The organism is Ekhidna sp., assembly GCF_965228795.1.
In the GTDB taxonomy this organism is placed as follows: Bacteria; Bacteroidota; Bacteroidia; order Cytophagales; family Cyclobacteriaceae; genus Ekhidna.
In genome coordinates this window covers 453,997-474,335 of record NZ_OZ245839.1, presented here as the reverse complement: position 1 = coordinate 474,335, position 20,339 = coordinate 453,997, and the positions used below count along the sequence as shown (strand labels likewise).

Sequence of the window (20,339 nt, the reverse complement as noted above, 5' to 3'; positions counted from 1 at the left end):
GTGCGTCTTTCGAGAGGTCAATCACTTAAATAACCACTGTTTTGAAAAAACTTTTACTGCTATTAGCAGTCATTCCGCTATTTCTGACAGCACAGGAGAAATACACCATTAACGGATATGTAAAAGATGCCGCAAATGGGGAAGCCTTGATAGGGGCTACCGTGCTAATTAAAGAACTGGGAACCGGTAACATTACCAATGTTTATGGCTTTTATTCGATTACACTTCCGGCCGGAGACTACACCGTAGAATACCGATACATTGGTTTTGTTACACAAACCAGAACCCTCTCACTTTCTGAAAATACTAGGATAGACATAGAGTTGAGCGAAGAAGAAACTCAGCTGCAGGAAGTGGTGGTAACTGCACGACCGGAAGACGAAAATGTAACCTCCACTGAAATGAGTGTGGCAGAAATCGACATCCAGACTGTTCGAAAAATGCCGGCCATTTTAGGGGAAGTAGATATTATTAAAAGCTTGCAGCTTCTTCCGGGAGTATCTACGGTAGGTGAAGGAGCCTCCGGATTCAACGTTAGAGGGGGAAGTGTTGGGCAAAACCTCATTTTGCTGGATGAAGCACCGGTCTACAATTCATCTCACCTTTTGGGATTCTTTTCGGTTTTTAACCCCGATGCAGTTAAAGATTTAAAACTCTATAAAGGGGCTATTCCGGCTCAATATGGAGGGCGTCTTGCTTCCATTCTTGACATTCGAATGAAGGAAGGAAACAATAAGGAAGCGGAAGTGAACGGTGGGATTGGTACGATATTCAGCCGCCTGGCCATTGAAGCTCCGATCGTTAGGGAAAAATCTTCATTTATCATCGCAGGGCGCAGGTCCTATGCAGACATTTTAGCTCGCCCATTTGTACAGGAGTTGAGAGATGGTGCAGCATTAAACTTTTACGATCTCACATTGAAAACGAACTATCAATTTTCAGATAAAGACCAGATTTTCCTTTCCGGCTATTTTGGAAAAGACAATTTCATGTTTGATGCTGACCAGGGGTTTAGTTGGGGTAACCGAACTACTACTTTTAGATGGAACCACCTTTTCAATGACCGACTATTTTCAAACTTCACGGTGTTTTTTAGTGATTATGAATACGAACTGGCATTCGGAGACAATCCGAGGGATCGATTCGAATGGAACTCTGACATCAACACGCTCACTTTCAAACCCTCTTTTACTTACTTCATTGACCAAAGAAATGAACTGACTTTTGGAGGAGAAATCTTCAAATATGGATTTGAGCCTGCCCGGGCCAGAGGCATTAGTGACGGAGATGTGATTGATATAAGCGTACCTGATAAGCAGGCCATAGAGTCAGCAGTGTACATCAACAATGATCAAAAGCTCAATGACAAACTCTCGGTGCAGTATGGTTTGAGATTCTCATATTTCAACCTACTGGGCGATGGAAATAAATTCATCTTGGGGGATACCATCCCGGGAAGAAGAAGGCCGATTGAAGATGTGATTGAAGTAGACAAAGGTCAGTCCATTGCCAGTCATCATGGCTGGGAACCACGACTCTCATTCAGATACCAGCTTAATAAGACCACTTCGGTAAAGGCCAGCTACAATCGAATGCTTCAATACATTCACTTGATCTCAAACACTACTGCAGCCAATCCGCTGGATGTATGGACACCTAGCTCTAATAACCTGAAGCCTCAGATTGGTCAGCAGTGGGCAATGGGGCTCTTCAAGAATCTGCGAAACAATGACTATGAAACTTCTGTAGAATTATACTATCGAAAAACAGACAGACAGCTAGAGTACATTAATGGTGCTGATCTACTGATCAATGAAGCGTTAGAGTCAGACCTACTGGCGGGTGAAGGAAGGGCATACGGAATGGAGCTTTATGTCAAAAAGAACTCAGGAAGATTAAATGGCTGGGTAAGCTATACCCTTGGAAGAACCGAATTACAGACAGAGGGAATTAACCGAGGAGATTGGTATCCAACTCGATTTGATCAAACACACAATTTAAAAATTACCGGGTTTTATGAATTAAACGAACGTTGGTCATTATCCTCCACTTTTTCATACATCAGCGGAGCACCTACTACTTTCCCAACCAGCAGGTACGAGGTGCAGGGCATTACTATTCCACACAATGCCAATGACTCACGAAATAATGTGCGCCTCCCTGATTATCATCGATTAGATTTTTCCGCCACTCGCAAAGGCCGGGCTGTTCGCAGGGATGGTACCCCTAGAAAAAACAGAGACGAGCTCGTGTTTACCATTTACAACATTTACAATCGCGCCAATCCATTTTCCATCTACTTCTGGCAAGGTGAGGATCGGGTGGATCCCGGAGCATTGGCAGATACCAGAGCGACCCAGGTTTCAATCTTTGCTTCGTTTATTCCATCCATCACCTACAATTTCAAGTTCTAAGTCATGAAAAAGCTATTAATCATATTATCTGCTGTTATCATTCTCTCATGTGAGGACGATATTAATGTGCAACTAGCTGATGCAGAACCAGTGCTAGCATTTGATGCGTGGATCTACCGTAAGGCGGAGAAGCAAACCATCAGAATCACCAGAACCAATACATATTTTGATGGGTCCACACCGGCAGGTGTATCGGGGGCGTCAGTAGCCGTAGTTGATGCCGATGGAACGGTATTTCCATTCAACGAAGAATCCCCCGGTATATACAGCTGGCTACCAGCTAATGAGGCTGACTCTTTTGGAACGGTTGGGCAAACGTATTTTTTGGATGTCTTAATTGACGGCAAGCAATATGGGTCTGTTAGTAAAATGGGACGTGTTCCGGAAATAGACAGCATCACCTGGCGGTTTGAAGAAGGCTCTTTTGGTTCGGAAGACTTCTATGTCGCTGAGTTTTGGTCAAGAGATTTTGAGGGAGAAGGAGACGCCTATTGGATTAAAAGCTGGAAAAATGATACGTTGCTTAATAAGCCGAATGAAATTAATCTGTCATTTGATGGGGCATTCTCTCCTGGAGGCAATGCAGATGGATTAACGTTTATCCAGCCAATCAGAGATGGAATCACCCCCTTTGAAACAGATGAAAATGATGAGTTTATACCTCCATTTACCGGACCGGGTGAAGATAGTGTTTACGTAGAAATCAACTCAATCACGCCTGAGGCATGGTTCTTTTGGAATCAGGTCATCATCCAAACGGATCGACCTGGTGGCTTTGGAGAACTTTTCGCAACCCCACTTGCGAATGTAGAATCAAACATTCAAACCACTGATGAAGAACAAATCGTTGGTTTTTTCTGCGTGTCTGCTGTAAAGGGGCTTGGGAGAAGATTCACAGAATATGCGATTCGAGAAGTGCCTGAATAATATTTACATATCAGAAATCCAATCTCATTAGAGAGTTCGTAAGTATCACTAAACAATAATATACATCGCGTGTGATCGCGATTTATAGCTGGTTGGTGATAGATGCCCCGACGGTAAAACGTCGGGGTTTTCTCATTTAGACAAGCGTAACATTTGTTACGCTCACATTAAATTGATTACTCCAATTTTGAGGTAAAAAGAAATGAATTTTAAGAATATTGAAGTAAGTGAGTTTGAGCAACTGATGTCCACCCCGGATCATGTTGTTTTAGATGTAAGGTCTCCGCAAGAATTGGTGGAGGGCTCCATACCCGATCATGTGATGATCAACATGTTTGAGCCATCATTTATGCAAAAAATTGAAAAATTGGATAAGTCCAAAGCGTATCTTGTCTACTGTAGAAGTGGTAATCGAAGTGGACAAACCTGTGCAATGATGTCCAAAATGGGATTCCCTAAACTTTATAATCTGAATGGAGGCATTGGTGCCTGGAATCAGCATAAAGTCAAAGCAGATGAATAAGAAACCTTCATTATTTATTCCGATAGCTCTGGCCCTTACCTTAGGACTTGCCCCCTATTCCCCTGAGCCACATATATGGGGGAAAATTAAATGGGTGCTGGGAGGGGCTGAAGGCATGCAGCCCATGGACTGGTTTGATTTGATACTGCATGGTGCCCCCTGGATTTACTTGATTGTTGCTATGGTCAGAGAGTTTAAAAGAAAGTGAGTGGTTCTCTAAACTCACACTCTGTTAGAATTATAAATCATACTTCACCGTAAACAACCCGTACCGCTGCTGGATCGCGTAAGAAAATGTGCTGACGTGTACTTAGAGAATAAAACACATTCCTAATAAAATGTTAATGATTCCTAAAAACGGAATCTACTTATAAGACCTTTCGTATTTTACTGCTCAACAAAAGGTTCAGCATTTTGAAGAGACTAATCACCGTGATGTTGCTCATTCAGATATTTGGATGTGAGCAGCAATCATCTAATCACCCCGTCTTCAAATACTTTCCTCCTGAAAATGTATTTGAAGATGGCTATGTAAGCAAGTACTATTATCATTATTATCCTGACAATCCCGACAAACGAGCTGGTACGGAAATTCGGTACACGAAATATGTTAAGCTGGATGATACCCATTACCTGACTGAAAACTATAATGCAGGGTATGATTTGGTCAGCACCCGACATTATTTGGTTGAGGGAGATTCGATTGTTCTTGAAAAAGGATTTGGTATTAACGCTCGTGAAGTGACTGATACCACTGAAATGAAGGTACTTGACAATAACATCTCTGTCTGGGAAAGTGAAGCGAAAAGTCCATATCGGGTAAGCTATACTTTTGGAGATGAAGAATATATATACACAGAACACCAAGCTTCTGTAGCCGACACTGTTATTGATAATAACCCTGCCAAAGCATTTTACTCAATCTGGAATTATAAAAATGCAGTGTCTGATTCTATCGTATCAGAAGGCGAATCGACATCCTACTATGTTAAAGATTTAGGGTTTTTCGGTTCAATGATTATTGGATCGGATTATTCCAGACATATTGAATTAGTGGAGCAGATGTCGATTGAAGAGTTTGAAAAACGAGCCAACCACGGTGAACACCGCGTTGCATGGATCGATCCGGAGAATACCATAAGTGATGATTCAGATTTTAGCATTTGCGACCATGAAAGAAGGATCGCCGACTATTATAATTCTACTCCTTCAGGAGAATACATACATTCCAAGCGAGCCCTATTGGATACCGTTTTTTCCAACCTTGACAAGTCAAAGTTGTTCGATCAAAGTGGACGACTTGTTTTCCGTTTTGTGGTAAACTGCGAGGGTAGAGCTGGAAGGTTTATTGCGGAGGGGTATGACCTAGATTATCAAACAATGGAGTTTGATCCAGAGACAGTTGATCATCTATTTGGGATTCTCCAAAAACTGGAAGCTTGGAGACCTGTAGTGTTAAATGACAAACCGCGAGACGCATATTTCTACATCACATTTAATATTGAAAATGGTGAAATCATCGATATACTCCCTTAGTTTAATTTCTATATTTAGTCTGGTGTCTTGCTCCGAAAAGGAGTGGTACAAAAAGTCCTTTTCAGAAGAAGAAATGAAGCAACTAAGCCCACAACTTCGCGGTGGTCGAGGATACTATTATCAAGGTTCAGTTCCTGAGCAGTTTCAGCTGAAAGAAGCTTTTAAAATGGACTCCACCGATGCGGATCTATGGAGGGAATTTGGGACTGCCCGTGTCAAACGGGGTATACTGGATGAGATGTATCGCTACTATAATGAGGCCGTGAAACGAAAACCAGAGAAGTGGGCTGGGTTTAGGGGATACCTCTATCTCTACTTTTATCGTGATTATGAGCGAGCCATAGCAGATTTTAATTTGGGGGATGAAGCGAATGGTCAGGTAGATTATTCACAGGGACAAAGCCACGATTATATGCGGGGCATTAGTTACTATGGGCTTAAAGAGTATCAAACCTCACTTGACTATTTGGACCGCTACATCGATAAAGTTACAGAGGAGGAGGGTGAATCATGGGTGGATGTATATGCCATACTGTACAAAGGGCTTGCACTAATGCAACTTAATCGTTTGGATGAAGCTATGTCAGAATTCGATCGGGTCTTGAAGTACTATCCGAACCTGTCTGACTGCTTCTATCACAAAGCTCAAATCTATGTGGCTCGAGGACAATTTAATTTAGCTATGCAAGAATTGGATATGGCTGAGGAGTATTTCACAAAGGGGTATTTCCACCAACGTCCTTATGTAGAGGTACTTGAACAGATCTATTTGCAAGACATTCAAGATTTAAAAAAAGAGATTTCCAGCATTTAGTATTGCTGATATGAGCCGTTCATATATTTAAATCATCCTAAATGAGTGCTCATTCGTACACTACATATGGCTCAAATCATAAATACGGTTAAAGCTCATCGGAAAACAATTGCAGTTTCCATATTTATTGGTTTGCTGATAGCGACGATAGCTTTCGTTTCAAACTGGCTCATGCTTATCCATAGAGGAGAAGCACCAACTCCCCTGCAACTTATCGATATATCTTTTTATTTTTTTGTGCCTATAGTGACCTGGACCGTCCTCACAATCCTAATCATTCATATTGCTCCCAAGTGGAGTAAGCTTCAAAAGAACCTAAAGACATTTCTACCAATTTTAGTAGGAGCTGTACTATTAAGTCCACTCATCCGGATAATCGATATCTTGATTGATTTTAGTATTAAAAACCTACTTGGGATGATTGAAGCGAATCCCTTTAGTGTACTTGCAGATGTGTGGTTGGTGGTGATATCGTCTTCCCCGTCAGCATTTTTGAAATTGCTAATTATTGGCGCAATTGTATGCTATTTCATGTATGGTAGGTCCTTAAAAAAGTCGCTTACCATTCGGGCCGGCGATGGTACTTATCATGTGCTTAGAAAAAATTCGATTCTTTATTTAACATCCAGTGGCAACTACCTAAACATTCACACGTCTGATGGAACCCACCGTACACGCATGACCTTGAAGTCCCTTATTTCAGAGTTAGGAGAACCATTTATCCGTATTCACAAATCCACCATTGTTAACATCGAGCATATCAGTCAGTTGAGTCATTGGCGCAACGGGGAATACCTGGTTGTGATGTCTGACGGAAAGCCGCTCAGCTCTAGCAAGACCTACAAGGAATGCATTGACCAGATAAAACTGAACTTGAACGATAACAAATCGGTCATAATTGATCCCACTTCAGAAATAGTTCATCCCACAATGGCCTAATTGACATTCAAAATCTGAGATAATAGAGCATCTTTAAGAATAAAAGGATGGCTCTATTTAAAAAGATTTTATTGTTTCTGATGTCGGCTAATTATGCCAAAACTTTTATCTCTCATGGTTGGGAAAAGTTTGATGCAGAAGGATTTTGGTCTACCGCATTTATTGAGCGTTGGGGATATGGGCTCTATTTCATGTACTTCATTGGTGTTTTAGAGTTTCTCGGTGGAATCGGAATTCTATTGCCCAAAACAAATAAGTATGCAGCTTTCACACTAGCTGTAGTGATGCTCGGAGCGATCATCACCAGAACCGTTTTTGGAACCAGTCTGGATGATGTTATCTGGATAGGTTTTACAATGATTACACTTCTCTACATCTCATTGGAAAGAGGAATGGATGCTGAGCTAACACGGTTATATTCTAAGCTGAAAAAGAATTGAAGACCATACTGGTTCTAAATCCGAGATCACATTACCCAAAGGTCAATAGTGAATCAGCAAGTGCACGATCAGCAATGCGTGCAGCTGATTCTCCGGAGATCATTGCCGCATTGAGAGAACCATTGAGGTTATGGTCCCCTGCAATTGCTACTTTATCTGTAATCAAAGATTCTGTGTCATCCACTTCGTATTGAAGATTGTTTAGCTGAGGAAGGGCGCTAGTGATATGATAGTGATGCAAAAATTTAGCCTGACTTATCCCAAAATCTTTTTGTAGCTCGATGTGGACTTTTGCAATGAGCGCTTCCTTTGTATGATTGTGGGATCGAACAACCGTGACAGAAAGTAGCTCATCTGTTCCTCTGACTTCAGCATCGATACTGGTGGGAAAGAAAATGTTATTGATTAGTGATCCTTTGCGACTATTAAGGCCAATGATCGGTTTAGCTGTAGTTCTGTCTTTGACGGTGAAGTAAAGATTATCGCACGATTTCCAATTCAATGAAGAAACATAATTGGGCAGCATTTCGCTTGGGTCAGTAGCGATGATCGTAAAATCTGAGTCAAGGACCTCTCCATTTTTCAGAACAATGGATTCATTTTGCACCTTTTCAACCGGCGTTTTGAGTCGTATAGTTGTGCGGTTCAAGTTTCGTTCCAATTGATCAGGAATAGCCCCAATTCCTGCTTTCGGTATCAGTGCCCCTCCTTCTCCAAACAACTTATATACATACGTAAACATTCTACTGGAAGTGGCTAAATCAGGCTCTAAAAAGATTCCGCTAAAAAATGGTCGAAAGAAGTTTTGGATGACGCCATCACTAAAGCCAAATGCTTTTAAGTACTCATGCGTAGTTTGTTCTTCTTCATCAAACAATTCTTTCAATGAAGAATTTTCAAGCTTTTTCTTAAGTTGAAATATTTTCCACTTATCGGCAGTCGAAGCAACTGATGAAAAAAGCGTAGAAAAAAGCAAACTGCTGTCTCGCAAAGGATCACCAAAAATTGTTGAGGACCCTTCGGAAAAGATCATTGCACCGGGTATGAGTGATTGCAATTCCAACGTGTCATAGTTAAGGTATTTCTGAGCCATTGGATAGGCCTCCAGCAGCACTTGAAATCCACGGTCAAGCTGATAACCATCGATTATATCTGTCACCACACGACCACCAATTCGATCGGAAGCTTCCAGAATTACAGGGTTGTACCCTTTATCCTCCAGGTTTTTTGCAGCAATCAAACCGCTTACTCCAGCACCGATGATATAAATTCGAGCACCTTTTTCTTCTACATTCATATTCTATCAACCAAAAGCGCACATTTGTGTTTACACTCTAGCATGACTTCCGAAGAAATCACTGAAAATTTCCAGCTTCAAATTGATCTCCTTAAAAAGGAGAAAAAAGCAGACTATGCGCTTTACCAAGAGCGGATGATGAACACCTCGATTCTGGAACGAGAAAAAAATGGAGTTACCTGGTACCCAATCCAGACGGTACGGGACTTTATCAGCACAGGAGAGCGCATTACCATAGAAATAAGAAAGCAAAAGAATGTAAATCAGAAGCATGCGTTTCAGGTAGGTTCCGTCGTAGGTATTTTTTCAGGTTCAGAAGAAAAGGAAAAAGTACTTGGCGGAGTGATCAGTTACCTGAAAGACGAAATCATGCGAATCGCTTTAAATCAATCATTCCTGCCGGATTGGATCAACGAGGATAAATTAGGAGTCAACCTGCTTTTTGATGACGGGACTTACAGGGAAATGAACAAAGCATTGCATAAGGTCATGACCTCCAAAAACGACCGTTTAGCTGAACTTCGGGACTTGCTTTACGGGTTAAAAACGGCCGCATTCACTGATGGTCATACGTACGATTTACCAACACTTAACACCGTACAAAATCGTGCATTTTCAAAAATAGTTGACGCTGAAGATGTCGCTTTTGTACATGGACCACCAGGCACTGGTAAGACTACCACACTGGTCAAATGCATCAAAGAAACAGTACATAAGGAAAAGCAGGTGCTCGTATGTGCTCCAAGCAATGCAGCTGTAGACTTGCTGGTCGAACGATTGGTCGAAGAAGAGGTCAATGTTTTGCGTCTGGGTCATCCGGCACGACTAACTCCTGATGTTGTAGAAAACAGCCTGGATGTTCGAATAAGTAAACATCCAGATTTTGGCCGGCTCAGAGAAATGCGAAAACAATCGGAAGAGTACCGAGCTATGGCTGGAAAGTATAAACGTACCTTCGGACAAAAGGAGAAAAAGCAACGAGACCTTCTTTATAAAGAATCTAAGTCGCTAAAAAGAGAATCTCGCCACCTTGAAAATTACATTTCTGAGAACCTGGTGGATAAAGCACAGGTAATTGCCTGCACCCTTACAGGAAGTAGTCACTCCCTTATACAAGACAGGTTGTTTAAGACGGTTTTCATAGATGAAAGCTCACAGGCGATGGAAGCTGCAGCTTGGATTCCCATTCTTCGTTCACAACGAGTGATTATGTCCGGTGATCATTATCAACTTCCTCCAACGATCAAATCTTTTGAAGCAGCTAAAGCTGGACTTGAGGATACGCTATTTGCTAAAGGCCTACATTCACAGCCTGATGCTGTTGTAATGTTGGAGGTACAGTATCGCATGCATCCAAAAATTATGGGATTTTCGAGCCAACAGTTTTACCGTGGAAAACTTAAAGCAGATGAAAGCATTCTTCAACGACCGAACCCATTTGATAAAGTGATTGAGATGATTGATACTGCGGGTGCGGGATATGAAGAGCGGATCAAAGAGGAGACACTAAGCACGTACAATCTTGGTGAGGCAGACCTGCTGGTTCGGATAATGGAGCAAGACAACCTTGAGGATTTATCGGTTGGCGTTATCGCCCCATATAAGGCACAAGTAGAAGCACTCAAAAAACGTATCAGCCAGTCTGAATCTCTGACGCCTTACATGGAAAATATAACAATCAACAGTGTGGATGCCTTTCAAGGACAGGAGCGTGATGTTATCTACATTTCACTGGTGCGATCAAATACAGAAGGAATCATTGGGTTTCTTCAAGAATACCGAAGGCTGAATGTTGCGCTTACCAGGGCGCGCTATCGATTGGTGCTTGTTGGAGATTCCTCCACCCTGGGCGTTGATAAATTCTTTTTAAAACTCATCGAATATATCCAGTCCTGTGGGCATTATTCTTCCATATACGAACACCCGGAGTTGATGCAGTATTCCTGAGTACAAAATGAAGTGTCTTTATTTCAAGCCATTTTCAAAACCAATCGTCTCTTTTTCAGAATCAAAATTCCTATTACAAAAATGATCAGGTTTGTGGTATACAGCCAGAAGTTAACCTGGCTGATTATGTAGGACTCTATCCCGCCAATATTCATTGAGATTGTGATTGCTAAAAGTGTTCGAGCAATTGCATACACAATTAAGAGGATGCCCCAGGCCTTAATGAACCTTACCAATGATTGCTTTTTATAAAACCAAGAGTAGCCCATTCCTATCAGGAAAACAACTGCAATTGGTACTAGTACAAGATTTCCCAGTGTCATTAGATAAAATGCCTTCCAGGCAAGCATCGCAAGTGTGACGAATATCAACATCCAAATTTTAGTAGTGTCTAGTGCGATTTTCATAATGATTTATTTGTCTAGTGTTACCAATACTTCACTCATCAGCCTGGTCATCAAGGTCAAGAACTCAAAATCAACCGTCTCATAGGTATCTGTTGGTTTGTGAAGATGCTTCGTGATATCGCCAAACACCCCTACGGTAGGAAATACGCGTTGAAACGATTTGTTGTCGGATGATCCTCCACTTGTGATTCGTATCTCAACCTGAAGTTTTTTGGAAGCTTTCAAATAAATCTCCTTCATGTACTTATTCGATGTTTGTATGATAACTGCACCATCACCATCCTTATCCCATCCTGCAAGATCTGTTACATGAACTGAGTGAATGCCCCACTCCTTCTCTTCAATGAATTCAGCAAATGCCTTGCTACCCAATTCATTATCCTCCTCCTGATCAAAAAAGACGAAAATGTAATTGAATGGGAGGGCATCATGTGCTTTTAAAATCTTAGCGAGCGATGCAACCAAGGCGACACCTGAGGCATTGTCACCGGCACCCGGACTTCCGGGCTCTGCATCGTAATGGGCACCAATCACCACATAATCATTCTTAGGGTTTGACTCAAGGATGGCATAGATATTCGTTCCTCTCGCCGGGCCAAAAAACAGATCCGGAAAAATCATTGGATGAGAAGAAGTATAATCATGGGACTGTGATTCTAGGCCTAGTTCATCAAAGAACCCCCACAATATTTCGGAAGAAATTTTACGCCCTGAAGGAGTGCTTCTATCATTCAAAAATGAAGTACTCTCATAGGGAATCATACCGGTCAATACCTTGATGACATTCTCTTGAAATGGGTGCAATTCATTACTCTTTTTTTCGTGTTGGCCAGCTAACATAAAGACTGTTTGTAACAAGAAGCTGAATAGAATAGGTCTCATCGCTAATTTGTTTCTTGAATTGAAAAACCGAATCAATATTATCTGCTTTCATCAAGCTCCTAAAATTCTTTTGACCTATCAATCGATTATGGAATTGAATACCTTCACATCAGTGGTAAATGCTATTCATCACCCGTTAAACAATGTTTGTGCTTTCGGTAATCCTGTTTGTCAACTGTTCTTTGCCCAAAAGACATGAATATCTAATTTAGAAAGCGTGAGAGCAAGAAAATTTTTCAGAACCGGTGCTGTTCTCTTATTGATCATTTCTTCAATTATTACGATGGTTGAATTAAAGGGGCGACTGGAGAATGCAAGAGTGAGCGGATCCGAAGATATAGCCATTCTGAGGACATACTTTTGGATAGCAGTAGCTGTCTTAGTTTGCACCTTAGGGTATGTAGTGATTCAGTGGCTCTTTGTAAGGTGGAGAGAATACCGGGAGCTAAAGAATCAGCGAGTAGAAACCGAACTTCAATTACTAAAGAACAAAATCGATCCTCATTTTTTCTTTAACACCCTCAACAACCTCTACGGCCTGGCAAGAGAAAAGTCTGAGGACACACCTGAGGTCATTCTAAAACTTTCTGATATCATGAGGTACGTCATCTATGAGGGCGAAAATGAAAGAGTGCTCTTATCTGATGATGTCGAATATCTGGAAAAATACCTGGAACTTCACCGTATTCGACATCAACATATGACTAAACTAAATTTTCATAAAGAAGTGGATCAATGGGATATCGAAATCGCGCCACTTCTTCTGGTCATACTGGTAGAAAACGCAATAAAACATGGAATTGAACAGGTGGCTGAAAACACTTTAGATGCAAAACTTAGCGTTGCTAAAGGACAATTGTCATTCGAGGTTCGAAACAAACATGATTATGAGGAGATGTCTACAAAAGGTACGGGCTTGAAAAATCTAAAGAGGAGATTAGAACTTATCTATCCACAAAGACACAGCTTGGAGACCCAGATGAATGGTGATGAATTTCTTGCTAAACTTGAAATCAAATTAGTATGATATCATTTGCAATCATTGATGATGAACCCATTGCCCACAGAATAATCGAGGGATACTGTGAAGACCTCAAGCATTTAATGAAAGTAGGTAACTGCTACAATGCTGCTGAAGCAATAGAGGTCCTTCACCGAGAACAGGTCGATCTCATCTTCCTGGATATTAAGATGCCAAAAATGACCGGATTAGCATTTTTGAAGTCCATTTCAGATCCACCAAAGGTCATCATCACTACCGCATTCAAGGAACACGCGCTGGAAGGTTATGACCTGAATGTTGTTGATTATCTTCTCAAACCATTTTCGTTTGATCGGTTCATCAAGGCTGTAAACAAAATTCCAGCTCCGAAAACGGCACCACCTAACCCCAATAAAGCTTCAAGTCAGATATCAGTTAAGGTGGATAAGAAACAGCACATTATTCACCTCAATGACATCCTTTTTATAGAAGCTTTCGGCAACTATTGCAAGGTTCATTTGAAGGAAGAAACCCTAACGACCCATCAAAAAATTTCCTCATTCGAAAAAGAGTTACCAGCCGATTTCATGCGTGTGCACAAGTCATTTATAGTAGCCAAGCACAAAGTGGAGGAAATTGATGGAAACAGGCTTAAAGTCTCTGGAAACGAGGTGCCAATTGGTCAAACCTATCGAAGGATGGTTAAAGAGTGGTTGGATAATTTTTCGAAACTAAAATAGTGTTAGTATCAGGTAATAAGAAAAAGTTAGTCGAATGACTATAGTGAACAACTACACTACAAGCTTTAAAGTCTTGTATTTGATGTATGGGCTATCTTTATAGTAGAGTTTTAGAAAAAAGAAAGTGAGATACTTCAAGTGGCAATCTAAGGATCAATTGTTCTTGGTAGAAAAGTTTGTTGGAACTTTTACTCCAGAGTTCGTTGAACTCTCGGACAAATACTTACTTGATTACAACAAAAATCTTCTCGAATTAAACCTGATATCTGATGTCTCTGAAGCTTTTTTTCATAGTCTTAATCCACTCGAAGCAATCTCGATTGCCAATAAATTTCTAAAATCAGTGCCTGATAAACTTCAGGTAAAATTCATGCTTGTTGTGGGGACAGAAAAACGAAAAGATCAATCACTTATTCAATTATATGCCAAACAAATTGAACAGGACGAAAGGGTTTATTTTAAGACTTTTAATGAAATGAGTTCTTCCTTTAATTGGATCAAACTCGACCATGAAACTACTACTGAAATAAATGAAGAAATAAAACAGTGGAACAATCAGGAATTATGACGCAAACTGGCACCTCAACTCACTGCTTTTTCTCTCTTTTGAATGCCAATTTATCATCGACTGAGGCCTCCTCATCAAAATAGTAGCCCTCATAATCAAACGCCCTCAAATCATCCGGATTGGTGATTTGGTTTTCAATCATGAATCGGGACATCAACCCGCGAGCCTTCTTCGCATAAAATGAAATGATCTTGTACTTCCCATTCTTCAAATGCTTGAATTCAACATCAATTACTCGAGCAGGCATGTCCTTTTTATCAACCGACTTGAAATATTCGTTAGAAGCAAGATTTAATATGATGTCATCTCCCTGATCTTTCAAATCATCAACAAGTAAGTCCAGGATTTTACGATCCCAATATTCGTAGAGCGTACTGTAATCATCAAATGCAAGTTTTGTTCCCATCTCCAGCCGGTAAGGTTGAATGAGATCTAAAGGGCGAAGTAATCCATAAAGTCCTGACAGAATTCGGAAATGCTTTTGAGCAAACTCCATTTTCTTTTCATCAAATGTCTCTGCTTGCAGTCCTTGATATACATCTCCATTAAATGCAAGTGCAGCCGGTTTTGCATTTTCTTTGGAATGCTCAGAGTCAAACTCTTTGAAACGATGAACATTTAAACCTGCGAGCTGACGGCTGATACTCATCAGTTCTGAGACTTCATCTACAGATTTCTTTCGCATTACATTAATCAACTCATTGGTGCATTCCATCAACCGTGGCTGAGTAGTAGACGTGTCGTATTTCGTTTTGAAATCAAGATTCTTTGCCGGGGAAACAACTGCGATCATAATTCAATGCTTTTGTGATTTAACCAACTAAAATTAAAGATAGTTTAGGCAGTGCTCACTTTCAACGCTCACGCTTCATCAGTTTGTCGAAGAAATCTTGAAGTTGTTTTTTCCCTTCCGGTCTGGCCTCTAAATTATTGAGGAGTGAGAATGCTTCATCGTAATAACCGTTCATCTTTTGCTGAGTCAAGTCAAAAATGCCGATCTCTTCATAGATCGCTTTAACAGCCTCCACTTTTTCCTCCACATCAAAGTCCGAGGCAGACAGCCATTTTTCGAGCTCTTTTCTTTGAGATGAAGTGGCTAATTCGAGGGCTTTAATTAATAGGTATGTCTTCTTGTTCGAGGCAATATCACCTCCTACCTGCTTACCAAATTTGGCTTTATCTCCATACACATCCAGCAGGTCATCCATGAGTTGAAAGCCAATTCCCGCTTTCTCACCAATTGCATTCAGTTTAGCTAATTGGTCATCATCCATACCTGCCAGGAGTCCGCCGTACTCCAAGCTAAAACCGAGCAGCACCGCAGTTTTCAGTCGAATCATTTCGATATACTGATCCTCTGTCACCGTTTCAAATTCCTCGAAATTCATATCAAGCTGCTGCCCTTCGCAAACCTCCACTGCACACTTATTGAATTTTCGCACGGCTGTGGCCAGGGATTCTTGAGGTCCTGTAAGCAACTGATCATAGGCCTTCACCATCATCGTGTCTCCGCTGAGTATTGCAACTGTATTGTTCCATTTTTCGTGTACGGTTGGTTTGCCACGACGAATGGGAGCAAGGTCCATAATGTCGTCATGCATCAAAGTGAAGTTATGAAAAACCTCTACCGTCAGAGATGGCTCAATGATTGATTCCATATCTTCATTCTTCAATCCATACCCTAGCAAAACCAGCATTGGCCTGAGACGTTTCCCTCCCAGAGACAGGATATATCTTATCGGGTCGTACAGATTTTGAGGATGCTCACCAAGTGGTAAATTGGCAAGCGATGAGTCAATTTTTTCGAGCAGATCTTTCATTGGCTGCAAGATAAAACCACAAACGCATTCGGTTGTTTTATTCTTTCTCTAACTCGGTTCGATTCATTACTTCATTTTGGTGCTCGATGGATTCCTGGTGAATGGCATTGAGATAGCGAATCATAAAGTTTTTCGATAGCCCTTGCAGCTTTCCTGTTTCAGAGGCTTTTTCAATGATTTCTTCCCATCTATTGGTTTGAAGGATTGTAATTCCTTTTTCTCTTTTCACCAGACCGATTTCTTCGGCCACTTTCATTCGTTCGCCCAGGAGTTTAATCAAATCATCATCAATGAGATCTATCTGACTTCTGAGCATGGAAAGCTTCTGAGAAAGATCTGCATCTGAAATGTTGGGCCGCCTCACCACTAAATTGTCAATGATGATCTCCAAATCCTTTGGCGTCAACTGCTGATCTTTATCACTCAGTGCATGGGATGGATCAATGTGAGCTTCCAGCATGAGCCCATCAAAATCCATGTCCAGCGCCTGCTGCGAAACGGCATGAAGCAAATCCCTTTTTCCACAAATGTGGCTTGGATCACAAACCATGGGTATCTCCGGAAACCTTCGTTTCATCTCAATGGCAAGCTGCCATTTCGGATCGTTTCGGTAGACGCTGTTTCCATATTGGGCAAAGCCTCGATGAATTAGGCCCAATTTAGTAATGCCAGCACCATGTAATCGTTCCAATGCTCCCGTCCACAACTCAATGTCTGCATGAACCGGGTTTTTAATCATCACCGTTGCATCCGTACCCTTCAGCGCATCTGCTATCTCCTGAACCGAAAAGGGATTCACCGTGGTTCGAGCACCCACCCAGAGGATATCAACTCCTTGTTTCAGTGCCTCAAAAACATGATTGAAGTTCGCTACTTCTACTGCCGTGGGTAAACCTGTCGCTTCTTTCGCTTTTTTCAACCATTGCAGCCCTTCAGCTCCCACCCCTTCGAAACTATTGGGCCGGGTTCGGGGCTTCCAAATGCCTGCTCGCAGGATATCTACCTTCCCGGATTTTGCAATGGCAGTGCAGGTTTCAAGTACCTGCTCTTCGGTTTCCGCACTGCATGGACCGGAAATGATAACCGGTCGTTTTTCTTTAAAAATTCCTATCGGTGATGTCTTCATTTTGTTTCGTTTAGGCGGTTTAGTGTTTCATTCCACACGCTTTCCGGACTACAAAGTGAAAAGCGAATGTACCTTTTTCCATTGGATCCGAAAATGGAACCAGGTGGAACAAAGATTTTATATTGATCCAAAAGCATATCCGAAAATTGTTCAGCATCCATTTCAGTATCTGGAATTTTGCCCCAAACAAACATGCCCGAGGAGTTGGTATGATAGCTGCAGTTCAAAGCGTCCAGAATTTTATGCACCATTCGTTTTCTTACACGGTAAACTTCATTTAACGCATCAAACCAACTTTCATTAAGGGTCAGTGCTTTTATCGCGGCTTTTAGCATGGGCTTAAACTGACCGGAATCTACCTGACTCTTGAATGTTAAAACTGTTTCTATGAGCTCCTGGTTTCCTACCAGCATCCCCACCCGCCATCCTGCCATATTATGTGACTTGGACAAGCTGTTCAATTCAAGTACATGATCATCTGGAGAGCAGGTTGCCAGCATACTCATCGGACGATCAGTCAAAATGAAAGCATAGGGGTTGTCATTAATCAACACAATGTTGTGCTTCCGGGTGAACCGAATCAAATTCTCAAATAGCTCGGTTGAGCCTGCCGTTCCGGTGGGCATGTGCGGATAATTCACCCACATAATTTTTACCGAAGAAAGATCCATTTCTTCCAACGCATCAAAATCCGGTTGATATTGATTTTCCTCCTTCAAGTCATAATGAATAATGTCTGCTCCGGCCATTTTAGATGCTGTTTCGTACGCAGGGTATCCAGGATTTGGAATCAAAACACTGTCGCCATCATCCAGCAAGGACATACAGATATGCGTAATGCCTTCCTTAGAACCAATCAGAGGCAGAACCTCTCTATCTGGATCAAGTTGACAATCAAAGAACCGCTGATACCAGTTTGCTATGGCTGATCTAAGCTCTGGAAGCCCTTTATAGCTCTGATATTGGTGTGCACCATTTTCAAGAATGGCGCTATTAAATTCGGCAATCACGGAGGGATGCGGTGGAAGATCCGGACTTCCGATACCCAGGTTTAGCACCTCCGTTCCTTGCTTCCGAATGGCATCAATTTGTTGAAGCTTTTTGGAGAAATAGTATTCACCAATACCTCGTATTCGACGTGCTGAAACTACATTATTCATAAATTTTACCCTTTTTGTAAACCCCTAAATTTTCGATCACCTCAGACAGGCTTGCTAGTTCATAAAACACCTTTCGTTTTTGGCCAGGATCAGAGAATTCTAAATCCATGAAGAAACCATAGGTGCGTTCCCAACCCGAAACCGGATGTGATTGCAGCTTGCTAAGGTTAACCCCCAGATCGCTGACAGCCGTAAGCACTTTGGCTAAAGCCCCCGGCTCATGCTTAGTTTCCAAATAGATGGATGCTTTGTCTATTTCTTCCTCAGGCTGGTTTGATGCTTTGGTCAAAACGAGAAATCGTGTGAAGCTCTCCTTGTTTTCGATTCCGCTCTGAAGAATGGTTAGGTCATAGATTTTGGCTGCCAGGGAACTTGCTATAGCTGCCACCTGACTCAACTTGTTTTCTTTAATGTAGCATGCACTTCCTGCAGTATCGAAGGATTCAACTACCCTCAGCCTTTCATGATTGTCCAGAAAGTAGGAGCACTGACGAATCGCCATCTGATGAGATTGGATCTCTTTAAGCTCGGAAATACTAGTTCCATTGTAGGCCATCAGGTTCATTTTGACCTGAAGGATTACTTCTCCACAGATTGTCAATCCACTCTGACGAAGCAATGCATAATTGGGAATGATGCAGCCAGCTAACGAATTCTCTATAGCCATCAAACCAAAGTCAGCCTCGCTCTCAAACACCTGATTGACCACACCCCTGAACGTCTCGCATTCATTCAGCATAATTTGATCTCCGAAGTAATGGAGTGTAGCTTCATGGTGAAAACTTCCTTTTAATCCCTGGATTGCAATTCGTTTCATTGTCTTACCTTCTTCATTGGATGTCGGCCCTGCCGACAATAAAAAAGGCCTCCCTTTTGGGGAGGCCTCTGTAAAATTTCTTTACACCAGATATACTATAGCCACCCCATTATCCGCTTTGGATAAAAGAAATAGTAGCTAAAATAAAATGATACCTGTGCGTTCATACGTGAGTAAATAGAAGCGAGAAATTTTTTAAATGCAAGTCATAAAAGAAATTAATTTTGAATAAGTTGACTTCCTTAGAAATAAAATAAATTAATGAAGCAATCAAATACCAATGATATCGAAAAGCTAAAACGATCTGAATATGTTAAATCTTACCAAAATCTTGGCCAAGATAAGTACATAATGAGTATCGCAGAGGAAGGAATTGAGGATTACTTTGATCAGTTAGATGAATATCAAGTGAATTCTAGTTCCAATTTTTCAAGCCCCTTAATTGCCTGATCATGAAACTTTCTGAAATCCTCTTTTGAACCAAACCAACTTTGCACTTCTTTCCTCTTTAATCTGGTTAGTTTATCTGAAATCATGGCATGATAGCTACTATGTTCCCAGTCAGCGATAGATTTAGTAAATCCGTGATGCAGAGGATTATGATGGATATAGAAAATTACATTGGTCAAATAAGAATCATTCTCGATCTCCTTTGCCTTAAATGGTCGATTAAATAAAGATCCTCTCCTGTCATACATTTTGTTGTAAGCTTTTGCATAGCTGACAAATAGGTTGCTGAATTTTTTGGATAGGAAATCAGACAGGTTTTGAAAACCTGTCTGATCTAATTTCTCAAGATTTTCTTCATCCTTTATTCGAACCAAAAAGTGAAAATGATTCGGCATTAAGCAATAGGCATAAGAGTCTGCAATAGGTTCAATGTGGTGACTCCACTTTCGTAAAAAGAAATTGTAATTCTCATCATTTCGAAAGAGGTTCTCGCTTCCATTTGCATGATTGTAAATGTGATAAAACTTGCCTGCTTCCATCTTGCTTATTT

21 protein-coding genes are annotated in these 20,339 nt (G+C 41.2%); 12 read left to right on the top strand and 9 right to left on the bottom strand.

Going from position 1 to position 20,339, the window contains the following annotated elements:
• Positions 1-41 precede the first annotated feature (41 nt).
• From ACQK2H_RS02060 to ACQK2H_RS02025, 8 genes are all read left to right on the top strand, one after another.
• Positions 42-2,414: a TonB-dependent receptor gene (locus tag ACQK2H_RS02060; protein ID WP_425389816.1), complete on the top strand. Its 2,373-nt coding sequence runs from the start codon at positions 42-44 to the stop codon at positions 2,412-2,414.
• Positions 2,415-2,417: 3 nt separating this feature from the next.
• On the top strand, positions 2,418-3,341 hold the full coding sequence (locus ACQK2H_RS02055; RefSeq protein WP_425389815.1) for a DUF4249 domain-containing protein: 924 nt from the start codon (positions 2,418-2,420) through the stop codon (positions 3,339-3,341).
• Between the two features lie 202 nt (positions 3,342-3,543).
• The gene (locus ACQK2H_RS02050) at positions 3,544-3,864 is read left to right on the top strand and encodes a rhodanese-like domain-containing protein (protein ID WP_425389814.1); all 321 of its coding nucleotides are present in this window, start codon (positions 3,544-3,546) and stop codon (positions 3,862-3,864) included.
• A complete protein-coding gene (locus tag ACQK2H_RS02045; RefSeq protein WP_425389813.1) occupies positions 3,857-4,072 on the top strand; it encodes a hypothetical protein in 216 nt (71 codons plus the stop codon). The genes ACQK2H_RS02050 and ACQK2H_RS02045 overlap by 8 nt, the downstream gene beginning before the upstream one ends.
• Positions 4,073-4,278: 206 nt before the next feature.
• A complete protein-coding gene (locus ACQK2H_RS02040; protein ID WP_425389812.1) occupies positions 4,279-5,400 on the top strand; it encodes a hypothetical protein in 1,122 nt (373 codons plus the stop codon).
• 22 nt (positions 5,401-5,422) lie between these two features.
• Entirely contained in the window at positions 5,423-6,214 is a 792-nt protein-coding gene (locus ACQK2H_RS02035; protein WP_425389811.1) for a tetratricopeptide repeat protein, read from the top strand.
• 66 nt (positions 6,215-6,280) lie between these two features.
• Entirely contained in the window at positions 6,281-7,153 is an 873-nt protein-coding gene (locus ACQK2H_RS02030; RefSeq protein WP_425389810.1) for a LytTR family DNA-binding domain-containing protein, read from the top strand.
• 47 nt (positions 7,154-7,200) lie between these two features.
• Complete coding sequence (locus tag ACQK2H_RS02025; RefSeq protein ID WP_425389809.1) at positions 7,201-7,593, top strand: DoxX family protein; 393 nt, start codon at positions 7,201-7,203, stop codon at positions 7,591-7,593.
• Positions 7,594-7,624: 31 nt separating this feature from the next.
• Here the strand turns inward: ACQK2H_RS02025 and ACQK2H_RS02020 are convergent, their stop codons facing one another.
• Complete coding sequence (locus tag ACQK2H_RS02020; RefSeq protein WP_425389808.1) at positions 7,625-8,890, bottom strand: NAD(P)/FAD-dependent oxidoreductase; 1,266 nt, start codon at positions 8,888-8,890, stop codon at positions 7,625-7,627.
• A gap of 42 nt (positions 8,891-8,932) precedes the next feature.
• Here ACQK2H_RS02020 and ACQK2H_RS02015 point away from each other — a divergent pair, with 42 nt between their 5' ends.
• The gene (locus ACQK2H_RS02015) at positions 8,933-10,837 is read left to right on the top strand and encodes an AAA domain-containing protein (protein ID WP_425389807.1); all 1,905 of its coding nucleotides are present in this window, start codon (positions 8,933-8,935) and stop codon (positions 10,835-10,837) included.
• Between the two features lie 23 nt (positions 10,838-10,860).
• On the opposite strand, the gene ACQK2H_RS02010 is transcribed toward ACQK2H_RS02015, so the two are convergent.
• Both ACQK2H_RS02010 and ACQK2H_RS02005 read right to left on the bottom strand, forming a co-directional pair.
• Positions 10,861-11,244, bottom strand: coding sequence for a hypothetical protein (locus ACQK2H_RS02010; protein ID WP_425389806.1), 384 nt, complete (start codon positions 11,242-11,244; stop codon positions 10,861-10,863).
• Positions 11,245-11,250: 6 nt separating this feature from the next.
• Positions 11,251-12,084, bottom strand: a complete 834-nt coding sequence (locus ACQK2H_RS02005; protein WP_425389805.1) for a M28 family metallopeptidase — start codon at positions 12,082-12,084, stop codon at positions 11,251-11,253.
• A gap of 259 nt (positions 12,085-12,343) precedes the next feature.
• On the opposite strand from ACQK2H_RS02005, the gene ACQK2H_RS02000 reads away from it, so the two are divergent.
• The 3 genes from ACQK2H_RS02000 (at position 12,344) to ACQK2H_RS01990 (ending at position 14,416) form a co-directional block, all read left to right on the top strand.
• On the top strand, positions 12,344-13,153 hold the full coding sequence (locus ACQK2H_RS02000; RefSeq protein WP_425389804.1) for a sensor histidine kinase: 810 nt from the start codon (positions 12,344-12,346) through the stop codon (positions 13,151-13,153).
• Positions 13,150-13,848, top strand: a complete 699-nt coding sequence (locus tag ACQK2H_RS01995; protein WP_425389803.1) for a LytR/AlgR family response regulator transcription factor — start codon at positions 13,150-13,152, stop codon at positions 13,846-13,848. Before ACQK2H_RS02000 ends, ACQK2H_RS01995 begins: the two co-directional genes overlap by 4 nt.
• Positions 13,849-13,972: 124 nt before the next feature.
• A complete protein-coding gene (locus ACQK2H_RS01990; RefSeq protein WP_425389802.1) occupies positions 13,973-14,416 on the top strand; it encodes a hypothetical protein in 444 nt (147 codons plus the stop codon).
• A gap of 19 nt (positions 14,417-14,435) precedes the next feature.
• On the opposite strand, the gene yaaA is transcribed toward ACQK2H_RS01990, so the two are convergent.
• From yaaA to ACQK2H_RS01960, 6 genes are all read right to left on the bottom strand, one after another.
• Complete coding sequence (gene yaaA, locus ACQK2H_RS01985; protein ID WP_425389801.1) at positions 14,436-15,209, bottom strand: peroxide stress protein YaaA; 774 nt, start codon at positions 15,207-15,209, stop codon at positions 14,436-14,438.
• A gap of 61 nt (positions 15,210-15,270) precedes the next feature.
• On the bottom strand, positions 15,271-16,236 hold the full coding sequence (locus ACQK2H_RS01980) for a polyprenyl synthetase family protein (RefSeq protein ID WP_425389800.1): 966 nt from the start codon (positions 16,234-16,236) through the stop codon (positions 15,271-15,273).
• A gap of 37 nt (positions 16,237-16,273) precedes the next feature.
• Complete coding sequence (locus ACQK2H_RS01975; protein ID WP_425389799.1) at positions 16,274-17,362, bottom strand: chorismate mutase; 1,089 nt, start codon at positions 17,360-17,362, stop codon at positions 16,274-16,276.
• Positions 17,359-18,522, bottom strand: coding sequence for a pyridoxal phosphate-dependent aminotransferase (locus ACQK2H_RS01970; protein ID WP_425389798.1), 1,164 nt, complete (start codon positions 18,520-18,522; stop codon positions 17,359-17,361). The genes ACQK2H_RS01975 and ACQK2H_RS01970 overlap by 4 nt, the downstream gene beginning before the upstream one ends.
• Positions 18,515-19,339 (bottom strand): prephenate dehydratase, encoded by an 825-nt coding sequence (locus ACQK2H_RS01965; RefSeq protein WP_425389797.1) that lies wholly within the window; start codon positions 19,337-19,339, stop codon positions 18,515-18,517. Before ACQK2H_RS01965 ends, ACQK2H_RS01970 begins: the two co-directional genes overlap by 8 nt.
• 404 nt (positions 19,340-19,743) lie before the next feature.
• The gene (locus ACQK2H_RS01960) at positions 19,744-20,328 is read right to left on the bottom strand and encodes a transposase (protein WP_425389796.1); all 585 of its coding nucleotides are present in this window, start codon (positions 20,326-20,328) and stop codon (positions 19,744-19,746) included.
• Between the last annotated feature and the right edge of the window lie 11 nt (positions 20,329-20,339).